Below are 20,362 nucleotides of genomic sequence, written 5' to 3'. Positions count from 1 at the left end.
AAGGAGAAGAATATATGTCTATCATTACTGATGTATTGGCACGCGAAGTTTTGGATTCACGTGGCAACCCTACTGTTGAAGTTGAATTGTATACCGAAGATGGCGGTTTTGGCCGCGCATTAGTTCCATCAGGTGCTTCAACCGGTGAACACGAAGCCGTTGAGCTGCGTGATGGTGACAAGGATCGTTTTGGCGGCAAGGGTGTTTTGAAGGCCGTTGGTCATGTCAACAATGAAATTGCCAAGGCTGTGATTGGCCTTGACGTTACCGAACAACGCCTGATCGACCAAACCATGATCGATCTTGATGGTACACCAAACAAAGGCAAGCTGGGTGCCAACGCCATCTTGGGTGTTTCCTTGGCCGCTGCCCGTGCTGCTGCTGATGAAGTCGGCCTGCCATTGTATCAATATCTTGGCGGCCCGAACGCTCATGTTCTGCCAACACCAATGATGAACGTTCTTAATGGTGGCGCACATTCAACTAACACTGTTGACTTCCAGGAATTCATGATTATGCCTGTTGGTGCCAAGAGTGTTCGTGAAGCCGTTCGCATGGGTTCAGAAACCTTCCATGCACTGCAGGCTTTGTTGAAGAGCAAAGGTGACATTACCGCTGTTGGTGATGAAGGTGGCTTCGCTCCTAACTTGAAGGACAACGAAGAAGCCTTCGAACTGCTTGTTGAAGCGATCAAGAAGGCTGGCTACAAGCCAGGCGACGACATTGCCTTGGCCTTTGATGTTGCGGCTTCAGAAATGTACGATGCCGACACCAAGACTTACACAACCAAGTGGTCAAACCCTGACAAGAAGTACACCACCGAAGAATGGACCAACATGATCGATGGTTACATCAACAAGTATCCGATCGTTTCTGTTGAAGATCCTATCGACGAAAACGACTGGGAAGGCTGGCAGACATTCACCCAGAAGATGGGCGACAAAGTTCAGATCGTTGGTGATGACCTGTTTGTTACCAACACCGATTACCTGAAGAAGGGTATCGATATGGGCGTTGCTAACTCAATTCTGATCAAGCTGAACCAAATCGGTACTTTGACTGAAACCTTCGAAGCAATTGAAATGGCTAAAGAGGCTGGCTACACCGCCGTTGTTTCACATCGTTCCGGTGAAACCGAAGACACCACGATTGCTGACTTGGTTGTTGCAACCAACGCCGGTGAAATCAAGACCGGTTCCATGAGCCGGACCGACCGGATTGCCAAGTACAACCAGTTGATGCGCATCGAAGATCAATTAGGTGCACAATCACAATACAAGGGTCGCAAGTCCTTCTACAACGTTAAAGCAATCGACTAATTAATCGCCGTTGCTGTCGTTACGAGCACGTCACTTATGACAAGTGGCGTGTTTTTTTCCTAATTTTTTGAAAGAATGGGATTTTTCTCGTTTCCTTTTAAGGTTTATACTGAATGAATGTTGGCATGGAGGGAAATGTTGTGGCACGAATCATTAAGGAAAAAGAAAAATTCGATATCACCCGCCTGCGGTTTGTCTTGCTAGGATTATTGGTCGGCTTGATGACCGGTACGGTAGTCAGTGCGTTTCGTTACTGTATTGAAGTCGGGTTGCGCGCCAGTCATCAGGTATACGGATACTTACATATGGGGCCGTTTGTCTGGTGGCACTGGGCCTTATTGATTGCCTTTAATCTGGTGCTGGCGGCGCTTGTGGCCCTAATGTTAAAACAAGAACCCTATATTTCCGGGTCAGGCATCCCTCAAGTCGAAGGACAGCTTGCCGGCGAATTGGAAATGCATTGGTGGGCCATTCTTTGGCGTAAGTTCGTTGGCGGCGTGCTGTCACTTGCTCCCGGTTTGTTTCTGGGTCGTGAAGGGCCTTCGATTCAGTTAGGCGCAGCTGTGGGTCAAGGCTTGGCTGGTGGATTCAAATTGCGCGGAACCGATCGGCGTCTCCTAATTGCATCCGGATCGGCAGCCGGACTCGCAGCTGCCTTCAATGCGCCGATTGCTGGGACCCTGTTCGTGTTGGAAGAGGTTTACCATAATTTCTCGCCGCTGGTTTGGCTGACTGCACTGGCTGGTGCCATTGGATCGGATTTCATCTCGCTGTATGTGTTTGGACTGGTTCCCGTGCTACATTTGAGTTATTCGCGAAGTTTGCCGGTTACCAGTTACTGGCATTTGATCCTGCTAGGCATTCTTCTAGGGCTGCTAGGCTATTTATACCAACGGGTGCTTTTATCCATGCCGCGGTGGTATCAACGATTGACCCACTTACCACGGGTCGTGCAAGGCGTCGTGCCGTTCATCTTATTGATTGCGGTCGGTTATTTTACCCCTAATCTGCTCGGCGGCGGCAATAGCTTGATTGTCGGGTTTGGTCAGTATGTACCGCCACTTTTGACGTTACTGGGTATTTTCGCCATTCGCTTTGTTTTTTCCATGATTTCTTATGGCTCAGGGTTGCCAGGCGGTATTTTCTTGCCGATTTTATCGTTAGGGGCGATTATCGGGGCCATTTATGGGGTGGTCATGTATCAGCTGGGCTTGTTGCCACATGTCTATATCATGAATCTGATTATCTTCTCGATGGCCGGATACTTTGCCGGCATTGGGAAAGCGCCGTTTACCGCGATTTTATTGGTGACCGAGATGGTGGGGAATCTGACCCACCTCATGCCGCTGGCGGTGCTGTCGTTGACGGCTTATCTCGTGGTTGACCTGCTTGGTGGGGCGCCGATTTATGAAGCCTTGCTTGAACAAATGACATTTCCTAAAACCGTTGCCCAGCTACACCGGCCTGATCGATTGGAAATTCCGGTTTTTGTCGGCAGTTCACTCAACGGCAAGCTGGTTCGTGACATGCCATGGCCAAAAGAGGCATTGCTGATCGGCATTCGGCGCGGTGAGCGGGAAGTGATTCCCCATGGTGATACGTTGATTCGAGAAGGCGATACATTGGTATTGCTGACAGATGCGGCTGAGCGTGTGCGGGTGAAAAAACGAATCGATGCCCTGTCTGCTGCTCTAGCAACGGCACATAAGGCGCGAACGTGATGCTTGGACGTATTTTTCGATTTTTGGATGGGCGCTTGCTGGATGCGCATGTATAATGGACTTGTCAAAGCCGGGGTTATCGTCAACAGAAGGGACTTGATCACCATGAGAACATTTCGCATCGTGTATGCAATCGCAAGCATTCTCCTTGGGTTATTTTATTCGGTTGGCGGCGAACTAGGGTTACTTACATTTTCCGGTGACGGTTTTGCCAGCTTTATTGTGCCGTTCTTACTGGGTTTCGTAGCGAATTGGGGCATGGTCGCACTTGTCGTCGTTGGCGTCATTATCGATAAACCGATGCGTTGGTGGTATTTAGGTTATCCGGTACTGATGGGTCTGAATATTGCCCTGAATCAAATGTTGCCAATTGGGGTGGCGGATCAGGCCAGCTATTTAATGCCGTTCCTGGTGGCCGTGATCGGCGGCTACATGCTGTACCGGACTTTCAGAAAAAAGCCCCATATTGCGTGATCGCTCAACAGCCATGATATTGCGGAGAGTCGCCTACTGGTCTTTGAAATTGGCTGGTTTTAGTGCAATGATGAAAAAGATGACTGAAATCAGCAAAGATTCGCCTTTGCCTTGCTTTTATGCTAAACTACTAAAGTGAGATTTTTCGCAAGGGAGGCAACAACTTGCAAAGTTTATTGACCACATTACTTGTGATCGATTCGATTTTTATCGTGATCGCAACTTTAATGCAACCAAGCAAACAACAGGATGCGTTAAGCGCATTGTCCGGTGGGGCAACCGATTTATTCGGGAAGACCAAATCCCGCGGTTTTGAAGCTTTCATGGAGAAAGTCACCGTTGTATTGGGTGTCATTTTCTTCGGCCTCGCCATCGCGCTGGTCTATCTGGAAGCCCATTAACCAAAGTCTCCTGGAACATTCAGGGGGCTTTTTTTGCAGAAGCATCAACCTGCCTAGAACTGCCGCTTAAGCGTATAAATTTCTGTGCGGTGTATTCGATCTGCAGCCAAGGTTTTGTATCAGGTTTTGGCTAGACGGACAATTTCGGCATCAGTCTGGCAGCTAAACATGCACAATATTTAAAAATCGGCGTTCATGCGTCGAACATCACTGAAAGCCACAAAGGACGATTTCACCATGATCTTTCGTAAACCGCAACCTTTTGAATACGAAGGCACCGACACAGGCGTTGTTTTACTGCATGCGTACACTGGCAGCCCCAATGACATGAATTTTATGGCCCGAGCCTTACAACGTGCGGGTTATGGCGTGTATGTGCCACTTTTTGCCGGGCATGGAACGATCGAGCCCATGGACATTTTGACGAAGGGCAATCCAGACATCTGGTGGGCAGAAGCCAGTGCTGCCGTTGCCCATATGACCGCAAAGTACACCCGCGTGTTTGTGTTTGGCCTGTCGTTAGGTGGCATTTTTGCGGTAAAAGCTTTAGAAAAATTACCTGGCATTACGGCTGGCGGCGTTTTTTCGTCGCCGATTCTGCCAGGCAAGCATCATTTGATTCCGGGATTTTTAAAATATGCCCAGTATATGAATCGCTTGGCCAATAAACCGGATGAAAGTACCCAGATTCTGGCTTACCTGCCAGGTCAACTGGCTGCGATTGATCAGTTTGCCACGGGGGTTGCGGCCGATTTGGATCTAGTCAAGCAACCGACTTTCATTGGTCAGGCCGGTGAGGACGAATTAGTGGATGGTCGATTGGCGTACCAATTGCGCGATGCGTTGATTAACGCGGCCCGTGTGGATTTTCACTGGTACGACGGGGCCAAGCACGTTATTACCGTCAATTCGGCTCACCACGCACTAGAACAAGACGTTATTGAATTTATGCAACAAGAAAACGAGGGATAGCATGACCACAGTTGGCCATATTCGTAATGAATTATTAGCAACATTTCGCAGGAATCCGAAGATTGATTATTCGGTTCAGACACTTAGTCGCGCGTTGAAATTAAATGAAGGCGCGGATTTTAAAGTGCTGGTACAGGCACTAAATGGTATGGAAAATGACAATCTGATCCACGCCAATCATGAAGGCCGTTATGCATTGGGTGGCACGCCTAAAGTTTTGACCGGTGTCTTCCATGGTAATGAAAAAGGTTTTGGTTTCGTTGCCGTTGAAGGTTTGGATGATGATGTTTATGTGCCAGCTACTAACACGGATTTTGCCTTGGATGGCGATACGGTTGAGGTTCGCATTGTCCGTGAAGCGCGGCCAAACGATTCGCGCGGAGCAGAAGGCGAAATTACCAAGGTTGTTCAGCGCAGCCTGACGACCTTAGTTGGCGAGTTCAAACCTTTTTCCGATAAAGATCGGGCCAAGTCCGGTTTTATTGGCATGGTTGTCAGCCATGAAAAGAAACTGAAGAATTATCCGGTTTATGTAAAGGATACCGGGACGATCCCACAACTCGGCGATATGACAGTGACGGAGATTACTGAATTTCCGACTGAATACCATCCAAAATTAATGTACGGCATGGTGGTGGAAACACTAGGGAATAAGAATGATCCTGGCGTGGACATCATGTCATTGGTTTTGCAAAATCACATTAAAACCGAATTTCCGGATGAAGTGATGGATCAGACCAATGCCATTCCGGATCACGTGACGCCGGAAGAACGCGTTGGCCGTAAAGATATCACTGATCAGGCAGTTGTCACGATTGATGGCGATGACAGTAAAGACTTTGATGATGCGGTCGTCGTTTGGAAACTGCCAAATGGTAACTTCCATCTCGGTGTGCACATTGCGGATGTTTCGCATTATGTCACGGAAGGATCAGCCTTGGATCAGGAAGCCTTTGACCGCGGCACCAGTACGTATTTGGTCGATCGCGTGATTCCAATGCTGCCATTTCGGTTGTCCAATGGCATTTGTTCGTTGAATCCGGGTGTTGATCGTCTGGCAATGTCTTGTGATATGGAAATCGACCACGAAGGCCATGTGGTGAGTCACGAGATCTATCAAAGTGTCATCAAGAGTCATGCCCGCATGACGTACAACAATGTGAACAAAATTGTGACTGACCACGACCCGGAAGTGATGGCCGAGTACCAGGAACTCGTGCCGATGTTTGAAGACATGGTCGAATTGCACCAGATTCTGTATAAAATGCGGCATGCCCGCGGTGCGATTGATTTTGAAGAAAATGAAGCCAAGATCATTGTGGACGATATGGGCCACCCGACCGATATCGTGTTGCGGGAGCGTGGCGTTTCTGAGCGCATGATTGAATCCTTCATGCTTGCAGCCAACGAAACCGTGGCAGAACACTACAACAAGCAGCACCTGCCATTCCTTTACCGGGTTCACAAGACGCCGGACGCTGATCGGGTTAAAGAATTCATGGAATTCATTGCCAGCTTCGGTATTACGGTTCCCATGAAAAAAGGTAAGGAAATCACGCCAAAACAGCTTCAGGAAGTTGTGACGGATGTGACTGGGACACCTGAAGAAGCCATGGTCAACGTAAAACTCTTGCGGAGCCTCAAGCAGGCGCGGTATTCACCGGATCCGCTTGGACATTTTGGCTTGGCAGCGAAGTATTACTGTCATTTCACCAGTCCAATTCGGCGTTATCCTGACTTAGTTGTCCATCGCCTGATTCGCGACTATGCAACAGAAGGCGCCGGTGATGACGTTCAGGCTTCGTGGAATAAGAAGTTGCCTGATATTGCGACCCAAGCGTCTATGGCCGAACGGCGTAGTATTGACGCCGAACGGGCCGTTGACGACCTGAAGAAAGCCGAATACATGGCGGACAAGGTCGGCGAAGAGTTCGATGCGGTTGTCAGTGGGGTGACAAGCTTCGGTATGTTTGTGGCGTTACCTAACACAGTTGAAGGCTTGGTTCATATCACACGGATGAGCGACGATTATTATTCCTTTGTCGAAAGTCAGATGGCCTTAGTCGGCGAACGTACCAAGCGGACTTATCGTGTCGGCCAGTCACTACGCGTTAAATTGGATAACGTCGATATTGATCAGCGGCAGGTGGACTTTTCACTTATTCCGGATGACAAGACGCCGACGAGTGATTTAGGCAAGCTGGTCAAAAAAGATGACCGGCGCGATCGCCGCTCGAACGGCAATCGGCCAAGTTTTGGCAATGGTAACCGAGGCGGCAATCGTAATCAGCGCAATAATCAACGCCCGCGTAAACCGGCTGGGGCGCCGCATCAAGGGAAGCATTATAACGCCAAACGTGGCGCTAAGTAGGGCTGATGCGATAATGCGTTCGCCAGCCCAGAAACCGGGCTGACTCACGCTCACAAAGGAGGGATATGGTTTAATGGCTAAGAAACATCGACAAAAACCTGATAACCTGCTCGCCCAGAATAAAAAAGCCGGACATGATTACAACATTCTTGATACCTATGAAGCTGGTGTTGCACTGACGGGAACCGAAATTAAGTCTGTGCGGGATGGTAAGATCAATTTGCGGGATGGTTTTGCCCGTATTCGTAATAATGAAGCATGGCTTGAAAATGTGCATATCAGCCCCTACAAGGAAGGCAACTTGTTTAATGTTGATCCGATGCGCAATCGCAAGCTGCTGCTGCATAAGAAAGAGATTCGCAAGCTTGGCCAATTGACAGCGCGCCAAGGCGTGACGCTTGTGCCATTGCGGATGTATCTGAAACATGGTTATGCGAAAGTGCTGATAGGCGTCGCTGAAGGGAAACACAACTATGACAAACGTGAAACTCTGAAGCGTAAAGATCAAGAACGTGAGGTCCAACGTGCCCTGAAAGCTCGTTATTAATTGAATGCATACACTAAAAAATAGAGGCTGGGTCATAATTCACAGCCACAATAAAGAAGTGAACATACTCGGCAATGAGTGTGTTCACTCTTTTTATTTTCCTGAGTTATTCAAGATATGAGTGCCAAGGCGGAGCAATCGTAGGCCAGATGGGGCTCAGCAGTGAAATCATTGTTGGCGGTTTACCGCCTACAATGAGGCCGAGCTTCGAGACCGCGTACTTTGCGGGCTCGAAGTCGTGCCCACTGCGTTCCAGCCGCAGCTGGCCGGAGATTGCGGAGTTTGGCACGACTCGGAACTTACTGCCTAAGCTTTTTGCGATGATCAGGGACAGCAAAAGGTAAAACAGCATGCGGATTGATTGAGTGTGCTGCGTGAAGGCTGTATGATCGCCGTATAGATATCAAATCGTATGGCTCAAACCAGTGCGGTGAATTTTTAACACAGGAGTCAGTTCAAGGAGGGGTTGCGTCATGAATTTGGCGGCTTTAGCGCATCGACCGGAAAGTGAAGATAGCTTTTTATACACGGATAAGACGCTTCATCTGCGTTTTCATACTGCCCGCCAGGATGTCGCAAAGGTGACGGTTCTGTATGGCGATCCGTATTGGCGCATTCCCGATGCCCATGGCGATGATCAGCTCGTCTATCAGCGCCAAACAATGACGCTCATAGGCACCGGGCAAGTGTTGGACCATTGGGGCGTGACGCTGGAGGCGCCTTATCGTCGACTGCAATACTTGTTTGAAGTGACTGGCCAGGATGGCAAGGTTTGGCTGTACGGTGATCGTGGCCTGCGCCAAAATAGTGCGGACGCACGGCATGAGGCCGAAAACTATTTTCGGATGCCTTATTTTCAGGCGATTGATCGTGTCAAGACGCCTGACTGGGTGAAAACGACGGTGTGGTATCAGATTTTTCCTGAGCGGTTTGCCAATGGCGATCCTAGTAACGATCCAGCTGGTACCAAACCATGGCACCCGACGGATCATCCTGGACGTGAAGATTTTTATGGCGGTGATTTGCAAGGGGTGCTGGATCATCTTGATGATTTACAGGCCTTGGGTATCAACGGGTTATATTTTTGCCCGATTTTTACTGCTACTTCGAATCACAAATATGACACGATCGACTACCTGAATGTGGATCCTGCGTTTGGCGATAAGACGTTGTTGGCTAAATTGATTCACGCGGCGCATCAACGCGGCATGCGGGTGATGCTGGATGCGGTGTTTAATCACATGGGTTATGGCAGTCTGCAGTGGCAAGACGTGTTGCGCAATGGCGAAAAGTCTCGCTTTGCGTCATGGTTTCATTTGCATCAAACCCCGGTGATGCCTTTTCATAATCCGCTAAAAGGTGAAGGCCAACCGCAATACGATACGTTTGCTTTTGAGGAAAAAATGCCCAAATTGAACACGGCCAACCCGGAAGTACAGGATTATTTGTTGATGGTCGCAACGTACTGGATCAAAACGTTTGATATTGACGCCTGGCGCTTGGATGTTGCCAATGAAGTGGATCATCATTTTTGGAAAAAGTTCTATCAGGCGGTTACAACGATCAAACCGGATTTTTATGTGCTGGGTGAGGTGTGGCATCGTAGTCAGGCATGGTTAAACGGTGATGAGTTTTCAGGGACGATGAATTATCCTTTTACGCAGCAGATTGAGGATCACTTTTTCAAGCGGCGCCGGACAGCAGCGGAAATGGTTGCCTTGTTGACGGATCAATTGATGCTGTATCGGGATCAAACCAATCAGGTAATGCTGAACATGTTGGATTCCCATGATACGCCGCGGATTTTGACGTTGGCACATGGGGATGAAGACTTGGCGTTGCAGGCGTTGGCATTCACGTGGATGCAAACCGGCAGCCCTTGCCTTTATTATGGAACCGAAATGGGCATGTCCGGCGGGGCCGATCCGGATAACCGGAAGCCGATGGATTGGGCGAAACTGGGTCAGCCGATTTGGAAAAGGGTAGCCGCACTGGTTCATTTTCGCCGTCAGCATGCAACCACGCTTGGAACTGGTACGACAAGGTTAAGTGTTACTGACACCGGCTTGATTAAAGTGGTTCGGCAGGGACACGAGATGCTGACGGGCTACTTTAATACCACGGAGCATCCAGTCGCCGTCAACAGGGGAGCTGGTTTCGCGCAAGGATTTGTGGATGGTCAGTTGGCGCCTAAAGGATTCATGGTTAGCTTGGGTTGATGAAGGTTGACTTATGCGCATTTTTAAAGAGGTGTAATTTTGAAACGATTATTTGAAGTTGATCCTTGGCTGGTTGCCACGCATCATTTGGATAAGGCTGATCGGCGGTTGCAGGAAAGTATCACGGCGGTCGGCAATGGCTATATGGGCCTTCGTGGTAACTTTGAAGAAGGCTATAGCGGCGATTCACTTCAGGGTACTTACTTAGGCGGTGTCTGGTTTCCAGATAAGACCCGGGTTGGCTGGTGGAAAATCGGCTATCCTGAATATTTTGGCAAGGTGATTAATGCGCCGAGTTTTCTGGGGATCGGGATTACGGTCAATGGCGAGCAGGTGGATTTGGCAACGAGTCGGTACCGTGATTTTTATCTGGCGCTGGATTTGCACCAGGGATTGCTGACGCGGCGATTTGTTTACCTGGGTGATGGGGTTGAAGTGCGGTTTGAGTTTGCCCGATTTTTAAGTCAAACCATTAAAGAAGCGGCGTTTGTCAGCGTCAAGGCGACGGTGCTGCGTGGGCATGCCGCGGTGACGTTTGATGCCTCGTTGGATGGTCAGGTCACGAACGAAGACAGTAATTATGATGAGCGCTTTTGGGTGCCATTGCATGAAGATGCGGCGGCCAAAAGTATTCAGCTGCAAACCAAACCTAATCCTTACGGGGTGCCGCAGTTTACTGTTTTGCTCAAACAACAGTTGCGCGTGAATGATCAGCCAGTGAATGGTCAGGTCGCCACAACAAGCGGTCAATTACATGAGCAGGTGACGGTGCAGTTAGCGGAAGGCCAGAGCTATCAACTGGAAAAAGACGCGATTGTGGTCACCAGCCGTGATGTTGCACCGGCGGCCCAAGCAACGACAGCGGCTCAGCTGATGAAGCGAGTAACTGCTCAAAGCTTCGCAGCTCATTTGGCAGCGCATACCGATCGCTGGGAGCAGCGCTGGGCTAAAAGCGATGTGGTGATCGAAGGCGATCCGGCTGCCCAACAAGGCATTCGGTTTAATATTGCCCAGCTGTTTATGACTTATTACGGCGAAGACAAGCGACTTAACATCGGGCCAAAGGGATTTACCGGCGAAAAGTACGGCGGGGCGACGTATTGGGACACGGAGGCATTTATCGTACCAATGTACCTGGCTGTGACCCCGCCGGAAGTGACGCGGGCATTGCTGCAATATCGGCATGACCAGTTGCCGGGGGCGTTTCACAACGCCCGGCAACAAGGCTTGGCCGGCGCGCTCTATCCAATGGTTACCTTTAACGGCATTGAATGTCACAACGAATGGGAAATTACGTTTGAAGAGATTCACCGCAACGCCGCTATTGCATTTGCCATTTATCAATATACGGCTTATACCGGCGACGAAAGTTATGTGAAGCATGATGGGCTGGAAGTGTTGGTGGGGACCGCGCGCTTTTGGGCGGATCGGGTTCATTTTAGCCAGCGCACCCAACAATACATGATCCATGGCGTGACCGGCCCCAACGAGTATGAAAATAACGTGAATAACAACTGGTACACCAATACCATGGCCGTGTGGGAGTTGCAGTATACCTTAGAACGATTGGCAAAAGGCGACGCTGATGTCGTGACTGCCCTTGCCGTGACTGATCAGGAAAAGCAGCATTGGCAGGCGATTATCGACCATATGTATTATCCAACCGATGATCAATTAGGCATTTTTGTGCAACAGGACAACTTCCTGGATAAGGATTTGCGGCCTGCCAGCACGATTCCGGTAGATCAGCGGCCGATTAACCAGCATTGGTCATGGGACCGCATTTTGCGCTCGCCGTTCATCAAACAGGCCGATGTGTTACAAGGCTTGTACTTCTTGAATGATCGCTTCACCAAGGCGGAAAAAGAACGCAACTTTGACTTTTATGAGCCGCTGACGGTCCACGAAAGTTCGCTGAGTCCATCCATCCATGCAGTGTTGGCAGCTGAGCTCGGCAAAATCGATAAGGCAACTGAACTTTACGCCCGCACTGCTCGGTTGGATCTGGATGATTACAATCACGATACGCAAGACGGTCTACACATCACGTCCATGAGTGGCAGCTGGTTGGCGATTGTGCAAGGATTCGCCGGCATGCGCTACGATCATGATCAGCTGCGGTTTCACCCCCAATTACCGAAAAATTGGCGCCGATATCAGTTCAAACTCAACTATCGCGGGCGCCTATTAGCCGTTGATGTCGGGCAAACGGTCACTGTCTCACTGTTGGCGGGGCCGGCGTTGGATATGGCAATTGATGGCAAACCGGTGCACTTGGAAGTGGAGGATGGCCATGCTTAAAGGTTTTATTTTTGATTTAGACGGTGTTTTAACCGACACGGCGAAGTACCACTTAACGGCGTGGCACGAATTAGCCGAGCAGTTGGGTATTCACTTGCCGCCTGAAGCTGATGCGGCGTTACGCGGCCGTGCGCGCATGGACTCGCTGGAACTTATTTTGCAGTATGGCCATCAGGAGCAGAACTATGATGAGGCGCAAAAGGTGGCGCTAGCTGAGGAGAAAAACCGGCGCTACCGAGCATTAGTTGCGTCCATCACCTCCGCGGATATCTTACCAGGAATCCCGTTGCTACTGGAAAAGGCCAAGCAACACCGCTTGAAAATGGCAATAGCTTCGGCATCTAAAAATGCCCCGATGATTTTACAGCGATTGGGTTTGGCTTCACAGTTCGATGCCATTGTTGACCCGAGCAGCCTTCATCATGGCAAACCCGATCCGGAAATTTATATGAAGGCCCAGCAGTTGTTGCAATTGCAAGCCGCTGAGGTCATCAGTTTTGAAGATGCACCGATTGGCATTGCGGCGATCAAGGCGGCCGGCCAGTTTTCGGTGGGCATTGGGGATGCGGAAAAGTTGGCCGCGGCTGACTATCGCGTGTCGACGACGGAACAGCTGGATTACGATCGCATTGTGGCGGCGTTTGAACGGCGGTAATCAGCGTAATAAGAGTTTTACAAAAAGAAAGGATCGGTCAGTGACTGGTTCTTTTTTAATTGGCGTTAGTGGGTGACTGGTTTAAATGCTGCGGGAATCATTAAATGGCTTATATTGAAAGTCAAAAGCTTTTGATATCTGGTCTAACTGGCATATAATTGTAATGTAAAAAAGGTTTGACATTAAGAGGGCGATTTCCTTGAGAAAAATGGATGAAATGGAACATAAATTCAATGATCAAACGATCAAAGTTGGATACACCATGATGCTTCTGATGTTGCTCACAAGCGCGATTTTTCAACGAATCAAAACTGGCCAGTGGAATTTTGACTTTTTTGTCGTAGTCATTGTGGGCGTTGTTCAGTCTGCCAGCTATCAGTGGTTCAAGTATCGAGTGGATCGAACCGATAAAGAACCGAGTCGATTTTTATATATAACAATTGGGTTAGTGACAATTATATTCACCCTTGGCTTAATTGCCTTGATGTTTTAAGAAAAGCAAAGTTCGTATTTTTTGAAGGAATCCGACATTGTCTGCTTTTTGTCTTGAAAATAGGGATTAGTGGATCAAACACAATCAAAATCTTTGAAAGTTTGCCGGCTAGTCTATAGACACAAGCTAGACTGTCACAAAGTCAAAAACTTTTGACATCTGTTTTGGGTGGTATATAATTGGAATGTAAAAAGGATTTGACATTAAGGGGGTGGCTTCCTTGAGAAAGATGGATGAAATGGAGCACAAATTTTTGGAGAGATCAACTGGATACGCCTATGTGTTCCTTTTGACTGTATTGGCAATCTACGATCTTGTCCAGTTGACAAACAACACAAACGACGCTGAGACATCATTTATCTCACTTGTAATCATTACCTCAGTTGTAATTCAGTGGGGCGGTTACGAATGGTTCAAGCATAAGGCTGACAAAACCGATAAAGAACCAGGTCGAATTTTATATATGAGTATTGTGTTAACAGCGATCGTGTTCATTTTTGGCTTGGTCGCCTTGATGTTCCATGGAAAATAAAATCCGCACCCTTCGAACCCGGCAAAATCTGACCCAGCAGGAATTGGCCGATGCTGTTAACGTCACACGCCAAACCATTAACGCCATTGAAAACAATAAATATGACCCAACACTTTCCTTAGCCTTTGCTTTAGCCAAGCAGCTACAGACAACGGTAGATGATCTATTCCAGCATTAAAAAACAGGCTGCAAGGACACTTTGCAACCTGTTTTTTGCTAACTATTCTTCTTCAGTTAAAGGATTGAAATCGTAATACAAATCTTTTTCCGGCAATAGAACATCGGCATTTGTCTGGGCATCAATCGCGTCAGCTTCGCGTTCGGGATGGAAGCTGTGCCACGGCACGACGACACGGGGGTTGACTTCCTTGACCAATTCAATCAGATCTTCACGAGCCGCGTGTCCTGAGGCGTTCATGAACACTAATGGCATCTTGTGGTCAGCTAGCCAATCTTTTAGCTGGGCGAAACGGGGATCATAGTCGCCCAGTGGCTCGCCGTTGCTGTGGACGTACGCGCTGATCGGTAAGTTTGCTAGTGAGGCCAGATTTGCAAAGCTGTTTTGAAGAACGTAGCGTTGCGGTTGCTGGGCAATGTCAGTCAGCTGGATCGTTTGGCCGAGAATGGCATCGGGTTGCGTGCCGGTCATGGTTGTTAAAATGGCAGCTTCATTTGGCTCCCAAACCATTTGCCGACCATTGACATGATTGACATGAGCCGAGGCTTGGAACGCCGCTAAGCGCTCGTAATTGCGATTGTAAGGGTTGATGACCACAAGTTGAGAGCTATCCGCCAATAATTGCTGAAACTTGGTCTGCAGGCTCATTTCCGTCAATGGCACACTGGGATGATTCTGATCCTCAGCAGGAATCGGCGTGTCAAACGAAAAGCTGGTGCCTTCCAGCATCAAAAGACTCACTTTTTCCTCCTTAAAGCGATTGGCCCATGCGTGAACCCGATCAGCATGCGGGCCGTTGAGCCGGACATCGCCTGAATGCGCAAAACGGCGCGAACCGTCATCAACCAGCAACGCCATCACACCCGGCTCGTCGTGATCGCTATGAAACCCAGTGACCGTCAGATCGCCAACCGCAAGCGAGGTTTCAAAGGCGAGGGGATGCAGGTTTGCAACCGGTTTTTCGATACCTAACTGAATGAGCAGTCGATAGAGGCGGTAGGATGGTTCCGAAAGATAGATCGGGATGTCCTTTTGCAAATACTGCAAAGCACCCATGTGGTCAATATGCAGATGTGAGATAAAAATCGCTTCGTCGGAAAAATGATCAGGTTGATTGAAAAAGAGTTCCGGCACATGCGGCAGTTTTCCTTGCTCAAGGGCCGAGGCTACAGTTTCTTGACTTAAATCAGCTGCCACCCCAAAGTCCATAATGACCCGGCTGGTTTTAGTGGCGAATTCGACAATATTACCGCCAATGGTATTTAAGCCATTTAAAAAGCGAATCGTAGTCACGTGATTTCCTCCAATGTCTCGTCAATATTTTGAGAACATTAGATCATACTCCGCAGATGCTTGAAAAGCAAATAAAGAATTTTCGCTTTTGAATTGTGGTAGTTATCGTATTTTGAGTACCCGACAAAGTCAGAGTGGACGTTGATCAACTGGGGTGTTCATGTTTATGGATCTGTAAAAGTTGTGAGGAGGGTCTAGCCTTGGACAAAGTTAGAAAAATATTTCTCGGAATTCTTTATGCCATTCTTGTGGTTCTTCCTTGTATTCTATTGATAGTCATCAAGCATGTGTTCCTTGTTGGTGGAGTGGCATTGGCTTTCTTCGCCTATTTAGGCTGGTTTATCTTTATTAGGGCGAATCACGACGACGAACTGTAAGCCGGTCAAAATTTGAAACTGAGCATTATTCGTGCTATCAAAATCAGCCATATTAAACAAATATCGCTTTTAAACAAATCGACCCCAGAGACGCGGTGCATCTCTGGGGTCGATCATGTCCGACGCTATTTTAAACAAGGCATTGTTTAAATCATCCGCGTGAATGATTCGCGCGATTACTTGTTTGTCTTGATAATGGTTTCAGCTTGGCCTTGCAGGGTCTTTAATGCCTGTTCCGGCTTTTCGTGTTTCGTCAGCATGGCATCAACGGCGTTCAGAAGATCGTTACGATATTCCGAGAAGCCGATGAATGCCGTGGACTGGAAGCCGAAGCCGAGGGAATCAACCGCAGCCTTGCTGGTTTCGTTTTCGTTCAGATACTTCTTGAAGTCAGCAGATTGAACCGCGGACTTACGCAGTGGAACATAACCGGTCAACTGGGCCCACTTGGAAGTTTCCTTTTCAGATAGCAGGAACTTCATGAATGCCCAAGCACCTTTTTGCTGGTCGGCTGAAGCAGACTTGAAGAGGACGATATCGTTACCGGCGAGTTCGGTCGCTTTCTTGCCTTTGTAGCTTGGCAGCGGCATGGTGCCCCACTTGAAGTCTTTAGGTGCATTTTGCTTCATGTTCGTGATCCCGGCACTTGAACCGGCATAGAAGAGGGTCTTGCCGGAAGTGAAGTTCTTGTCGCCGTAAATATCTTCACCTGCAGTTTTGGCTTCACCATTGTTAACCATGTCCATGATGAAGTTGGCTGCAGTGATGGTCTTCTTGGTATCCAGGTTGGCTTTCAACGGCTTGGCGGAAATGAGCGGATTGCCGGCTTGACGGGCGAGACCTTCGAATTCCATATCGAAACTCTTGTCAAAACCAATCGCGGTAACGCCATCAGCCTTCAGCTTGTCGGCATCTTTTTTGATGTCTTCCCAACTCTTAGGCTTGTCGATGTTGTACTTCTTCATCAGTGCTTCATTATAGAAAAGGATTCGGGTTGATTTGGAGAAAGGTACACTGTAGTACTTGCCTTGATACTTCGAGCTTGACAGGAAGGCTGGATAAATATCCTTCAAGTCGCTGGCACTCATCTTGTTGTCACCCTTCAGCATGTACTGATCGAGTGGGGTGATAAACCCGTTTTTAACGTAATCAGGAACGGTCGTGTAAGTGGTCTGAGCAATGGTTGGCAAGTTACGTGACTTAGCAGCAGCCATGATCTTTTGCTGCAGAGCCGTGTAGTTACCTTGCGCGGTTCCGACTACCTTGTATTGCTTTTGACTCTTGTTGAAATCGGTAATGATCTGGTTGATGGCTTTTTGGTAAGGACCGTTCATGCCATGCCAGAAGGTGATGGTGACACGTTTGCCTGAATCGCTCTTAGTCGTGGAACTGGATTTGCTGCTGCTGTTGCTACCACACGCGGTCAAGACAGCAACCAGTGTGATCGTCAGCATTGCAAGTAAGACTCGTTTTACCCAATTTTGCTTTTTCATTTTGATAGATTATCCTTTCAATCCAGCTTTAGAAATCCCAGCAATAATGTACTTCTGTAAGAAGATATACAAAATGACCATTGGAATGATGACGAAAGTAGAAGCCGCCATCAAAAGTTGATATTGTGTGCCGGCATCGGTCGTAAAGGCCTGCAAGCCGACTGGCAGGGTCCGCATCTTATCGGAGTTGGTGACAATTAACGGCCACATGAAGGCGTTCCATGAACCGATGACTTGAAGGACGGTCACCGCCGTGATGGTGGACTTGCTCATCGGAACGAGCACCTGCCATAGATATTTCCAGTCCGAGGCGCCATCAATTTTGGCAGCGTAATAAATCTGATCCGGGGTGGACTGGAATGTTTGACGCAAGGTGAAAACCGTAAAGAAACTGGCCAACCACGGCAGAATCAACGCGCCATAGTGGTCGATTTGCCCTAAATGCGACAAGGTCACAAAGTTAGGGATGATCAGCATTTCCCCAGGAATCATCATCGTTCCCAAAAAGATGATGAACAAAATATTTTTGCCGTAAAACTTCAGCCGTGCGAAGGCGAATGCGGCAAGAATACTGGTGAAAAGCTGGCCGACCGTGGTGACGACCGTGACGATAATGCTGTTAATAAAGTACTGACCAAACGGTGCTTCATTCCATGCCCTGACGTAATTGCCCCACTGCAGGAACTTGGGAATCCAGATCGGCGGTACCGCAATGGTTTCCGGTGCTGTTTTCAATGACGTCGAGATCATCCATAGGAAGGGGATCAGCATGGTGATGGCCCCTAAAATAACGATCAGATAAAGTAAAACCTTACTGAGCTTTTTAGCCATTTTTTGCTTCCCCCCTTAATAGTGAACGTGCTTGCGCGAATACCACAACTGCACGAGTGTCACGAGCAAGATGAGGAAGAAAAGCACAACGCCTGATGCCGCGGCAATCGGATACTTATACTCGGTGTAAAACTTCTGGTACAAGTAATACACAATCGTCAAATCGGCTTTGCCCGGTCCCGGTGTTCCTTGGAACAAGGCAAAGATTTCATCGAAGACTTTGAAGCTACCGATAATCCCGTTGACCGAAACCAGGAAGGTAATCGGCGAAAGCATCGGAATGGTAATGTTCCAGAACCGCTGGCGGGCATTCGCACCGTCGATTTCCGCCGCTTCATAGTAACCGTGATCGATGTTGTTCAAGCCAACCAGGAAAAGAATGATGTTAAAACCAAGACTTTTCCAAATACTCATGATGATCAACGCCAACAAGGCATAATGCGGGTCGGTCAGCCAGTTGATTGGATGAACACCAAACCAACTCAAGAAGTAATTGACCAAGCCGTAGTTACCATGAAACATCCAGTTCCAGACCATGGCAATGGCGACGGTACTGGTAACGAACGGCAAGAAGTAGACAGTTCGGAAAAAGCCGGAAATGATCTTGACCTGATTCAGCAGCAACGCAATGATCAGCGACAAAATCACCGTTATCGGCACCACGCCAACTACAAAGACCAAGGTATTGCGGACGGCAAGGTGAAAATCCGGATCATTCCAAAGATAGACGAAATTGTCGAATCCCCAGCCGCTGACCTTATCCGTGTAAAAGTCATACTTGGTGTAAAGGCTCATTAAAAAAGAATTGATGATCGGCCAGATGTTAAAGGTAATGGTAATGACGAGCATCGGCAGCAAATACAACGCTGCCTTGGCTGTCGATTTAAAGCTGGCTTTTTCATTTAGCATGACTTTCACCACCAAAAATCAAGGCGCCAGACTGATCAAAGAGAAAGAATCCTGATTTGGTGAGATAAAAATCCAACTCCGGTTGACTACCGGAAACACCGGCCATTTCGGTCGACAAGAGATGTTCACCGTTGTAAGTAATATTGGCGGTGGCTTCCCGGCCATATTTAGAACTTTGGGTAATCTTGCCATGAAGTTTGGCCAACACATTCTCACCGGCATCGTAAGGGATAAGTGCCTCGCTGCGAATGCCGGCGGTTTCGGCTTGCTTCAAAATATCTTCCGGAACGGCTCCTGCAAGATCGGCAGCTAAGGCCTGTGCCGGAATGGTGTTAATGACAGGTTCGCCGATAAACTTAGCCACAAACAGGTTATTAGGCTGATCGTAGAGTGTCTGCGGTGAACTGAACTGCTGAATCGATCCATTGGCCAGGACCATGATATTGTCGGAAATATGCAAGGCTTCATCCTGGTCATGGGTGACGAAGATGGTCGTAACGCCGGTTTCGCGCTGAATTCGGCGAATCTCTTCCCGCATCTCGATTCGTAGCCGCGCATCAAGATTGGATAGCGGTTCATCCAGCAACAATAGGCTTGGTGATTTGGCCAGCGCCCGCGCAATAGCGACACGCTGCTGTTGGCCGCCAGACAAGGCACCCGGTTTCTTGTCAAGCTGGTCTTCGACATGGACCAACTTGGCAAGATCCTTAGCTTTAGCGTGGCGCTCGGCCTTGCTGACTTTAGCCATTTTCAGCGGAAAGGCGATATTGTCTAACACTGACAAGTGCGGATACAGACTGTAGTTCTGAAATACCATGCCGACTTTACGGGCTAAGGCATCTTTTTTGGTCACATCGGTGTCACCAAAAAAGATTTGCCCAGCAGTAGGGGACAACAACCCTGAAATCAAATTCAACGTTGTGGTTTTACCGCCGCCGGAAGGACCCAGCAGGGAAACCAGCGTGCCGTCGGGAATGGTAAAATTCAGATCCTTCAGGGTATCTGTCTTGCCATCGTAGGACATCGTGACGTCCTTGAAAGTAACTTTCAACCCAGTACGCTCCTTCAAATAGTTTTCTGCTCCTCACCTCCGTTCGTCGGTCCCGCATGGTTTGCCAAACAGGGTCGCGCCAAAAAGAAAATTTGGAACAAGATATTGCGTTGTAGCTATACCACTTGACTATATCTAGTAGGCGGCAAGCCAACACAACTCTTCACATATTTTAACCCAGAACGGCGGAAAATTGGACTTATTCGCTTAAAAACATTTGATTAA

Annotated in this window: 19 protein-coding genes; 14 read left to right on the top strand and 5 right to left on the bottom strand. The window is 48.4% G+C overall.

What is annotated here, in order from left to right:
- The first annotated feature begins 14 nt into the window (after positions 1 to 14).
- The 13 genes from eno (at position 15) to GSO_RS04220 (ending at position 14,183) form a co-directional block, all read left to right on the top strand.
- Complete coding sequence (gene eno / locus GSO_RS04280) at positions 15 to 1,319, top strand: phosphopyruvate hydratase (RefSeq protein WP_010489337.1); 1,305 nt, start codon at positions 15 to 17, stop codon at positions 1,317 to 1,319.
- Between the two features lie 140 nt (positions 1,320 to 1,459).
- The gene (locus GSO_RS04275; RefSeq protein WP_010489335.1) at positions 1,460 to 3,040 is read left to right on the top strand and encodes a ClC family H(+)/Cl(-) exchange transporter; all 1,581 of its coding nucleotides are present in this window, start codon (positions 1,460 to 1,462) and stop codon (positions 3,038 to 3,040) included.
- 42 nt (positions 3,041 to 3,082) lie between these two features.
- A complete protein-coding gene (locus GSO_RS04270; RefSeq protein ID WP_010489334.1) occupies positions 3,083 to 3,514 on the top strand; it encodes a hypothetical protein in 432 nt (143 codons plus the stop codon).
- A gap of 164 nt (positions 3,515 to 3,678) precedes the next feature.
- Complete coding sequence (gene secG, locus GSO_RS04265; RefSeq protein WP_010489332.1) at positions 3,679 to 3,915, top strand: preprotein translocase subunit SecG; 237 nt, start codon at positions 3,679 to 3,681, stop codon at positions 3,913 to 3,915.
- A 237-nt stretch (positions 3,916 to 4,152) separates the two neighbouring features.
- Positions 4,153 to 4,887, top strand: coding sequence for an alpha/beta hydrolase (locus tag GSO_RS04260; RefSeq protein ID WP_010489330.1), 735 nt, complete (start codon positions 4,153 to 4,155; stop codon positions 4,885 to 4,887).
- Position 4,888: 1 nt separating this feature from the next.
- Positions 4,889 to 7,258, top strand: coding sequence for a ribonuclease R (rnr, locus tag GSO_RS04255; protein WP_010489328.1), 2,370 nt, complete (start codon positions 4,889 to 4,891; stop codon positions 7,256 to 7,258).
- 73 nt (positions 7,259 to 7,331) lie between these two features.
- Positions 7,332 to 7,805 carry an SsrA-binding protein SmpB gene (gene smpB / locus GSO_RS04250; protein WP_010489326.1) on the top strand — a complete coding sequence of 158 codons (474 nt, stop codon included), beginning with the start codon at positions 7,332 to 7,334 and terminating at the stop codon, positions 7,803 to 7,805.
- 473 nt (positions 7,806 to 8,278) lie between these two features.
- Positions 8,279 to 10,024 carry a glycoside hydrolase family 13 protein gene (locus tag GSO_RS04245; protein ID WP_010489323.1) on the top strand — a complete coding sequence of 582 codons (1,746 nt, stop codon included), beginning with the start codon at positions 8,279 to 8,281 and terminating at the stop codon, positions 10,022 to 10,024.
- Between the two features lie 39 nt (positions 10,025 to 10,063).
- A complete protein-coding gene (locus tag GSO_RS04240) occupies positions 10,064 to 12,325 on the top strand; it encodes a glycoside hydrolase family 65 protein (protein ID WP_010489321.1) in 2,262 nt (753 codons plus the stop codon).
- Positions 12,318 to 12,980, top strand: coding sequence for a beta-phosphoglucomutase (pgmB, locus tag GSO_RS04235; RefSeq protein WP_010489319.1), 663 nt, complete (start codon positions 12,318 to 12,320; stop codon positions 12,978 to 12,980). The genes GSO_RS04240 and pgmB overlap by 8 nt, the downstream gene beginning before the upstream one ends.
- A gap of 208 nt (positions 12,981 to 13,188) precedes the next feature.
- Positions 13,189 to 13,473, top strand: coding sequence for a DUF6442 family protein (locus tag GSO_RS04230; RefSeq protein ID WP_010489317.1), 285 nt, complete (start codon positions 13,189 to 13,191; stop codon positions 13,471 to 13,473).
- A 229-nt stretch (positions 13,474 to 13,702) separates the two neighbouring features.
- Positions 13,703 to 14,005: a hypothetical protein gene (locus GSO_RS04225; RefSeq protein ID WP_225358775.1), complete on the top strand. Its 303-nt coding sequence runs from the start codon at positions 13,703 to 13,705 to the stop codon at positions 14,003 to 14,005.
- Positions 13,995 to 14,183 (top strand): helix-turn-helix transcriptional regulator, encoded by a 189-nt coding sequence (locus GSO_RS04220; protein ID WP_010489313.1) that lies wholly within the window; start codon positions 13,995 to 13,997, stop codon positions 14,181 to 14,183. Before GSO_RS04225 ends, GSO_RS04220 begins: the two co-directional genes overlap by 11 nt.
- A gap of 42 nt (positions 14,184 to 14,225) precedes the next feature.
- Here GSO_RS04220 and GSO_RS04215 read toward each other — a convergent pair whose 3' ends face one another.
- Positions 14,226 to 15,476 carry an MBL fold metallo-hydrolase gene (locus GSO_RS04215; RefSeq protein WP_010489310.1) on the bottom strand — a complete coding sequence of 417 codons (1,251 nt, stop codon included), beginning with the start codon at positions 15,474 to 15,476 and terminating at the stop codon, positions 14,226 to 14,228.
- Positions 15,477 to 15,676: 200 nt separating this feature from the next.
- Between GSO_RS04215 and GSO_RS17710 the strand changes: the two genes are divergently transcribed.
- Positions 15,677 to 15,853 carry a hypothetical protein gene (locus tag GSO_RS17710; protein WP_155807519.1) on the top strand — a complete coding sequence of 59 codons (177 nt, stop codon included), beginning with the start codon at positions 15,677 to 15,679 and terminating at the stop codon, positions 15,851 to 15,853.
- A 176-nt stretch (positions 15,854 to 16,029) separates the two neighbouring features.
- Here the strand turns inward: GSO_RS17710 and GSO_RS04205 are convergent, their stop codons facing one another.
- From GSO_RS04205 to GSO_RS04190, 4 genes are read right to left on the bottom strand one after another with little or no spacing between them, the layout of a single operon-like run.
- Positions 16,030 to 17,346, bottom strand: a complete 1,317-nt coding sequence (locus tag GSO_RS04205) for an ABC transporter substrate-binding protein (protein ID WP_010489308.1) — start codon at positions 17,344 to 17,346, stop codon at positions 16,030 to 16,032.
- A gap of 9 nt (positions 17,347 to 17,355) precedes the next feature.
- Positions 17,356 to 18,177 carry a carbohydrate ABC transporter permease gene (locus GSO_RS04200; RefSeq protein ID WP_010489307.1) on the bottom strand — a complete coding sequence of 274 codons (822 nt, stop codon included), beginning with the start codon at positions 18,175 to 18,177 and terminating at the stop codon, positions 17,356 to 17,358.
- Between the two features lie 15 nt (positions 18,178 to 18,192).
- The gene (locus tag GSO_RS04195) at positions 18,193 to 19,086 is read right to left on the bottom strand and encodes a carbohydrate ABC transporter permease (RefSeq protein WP_010489305.1); all 894 of its coding nucleotides are present in this window, start codon (positions 19,084 to 19,086) and stop codon (positions 18,193 to 18,195) included.
- A complete protein-coding gene (locus GSO_RS04190) occupies positions 19,076 to 20,137 on the bottom strand; it encodes an ABC transporter ATP-binding protein (RefSeq protein WP_010489303.1) in 1,062 nt (353 codons plus the stop codon). Before GSO_RS04190 ends, GSO_RS04195 begins: the two co-directional genes overlap by 11 nt.
- Positions 20,138 to 20,362 lie beyond the last annotated feature (225 nt).

Origin of the sequence: Lacticaseibacillus zeae DSM 20178 = KCTC 3804 (genome assembly GCF_000260435.1) — a bacterium.
In the GTDB taxonomy this organism is placed as follows: Bacteria; Bacillota; Bacilli; order Lactobacillales; family Lactobacillaceae; genus Lacticaseibacillus; species Lacticaseibacillus zeae.
This window is presented reverse-complemented; position numbering and strand designations above follow the sequence as displayed.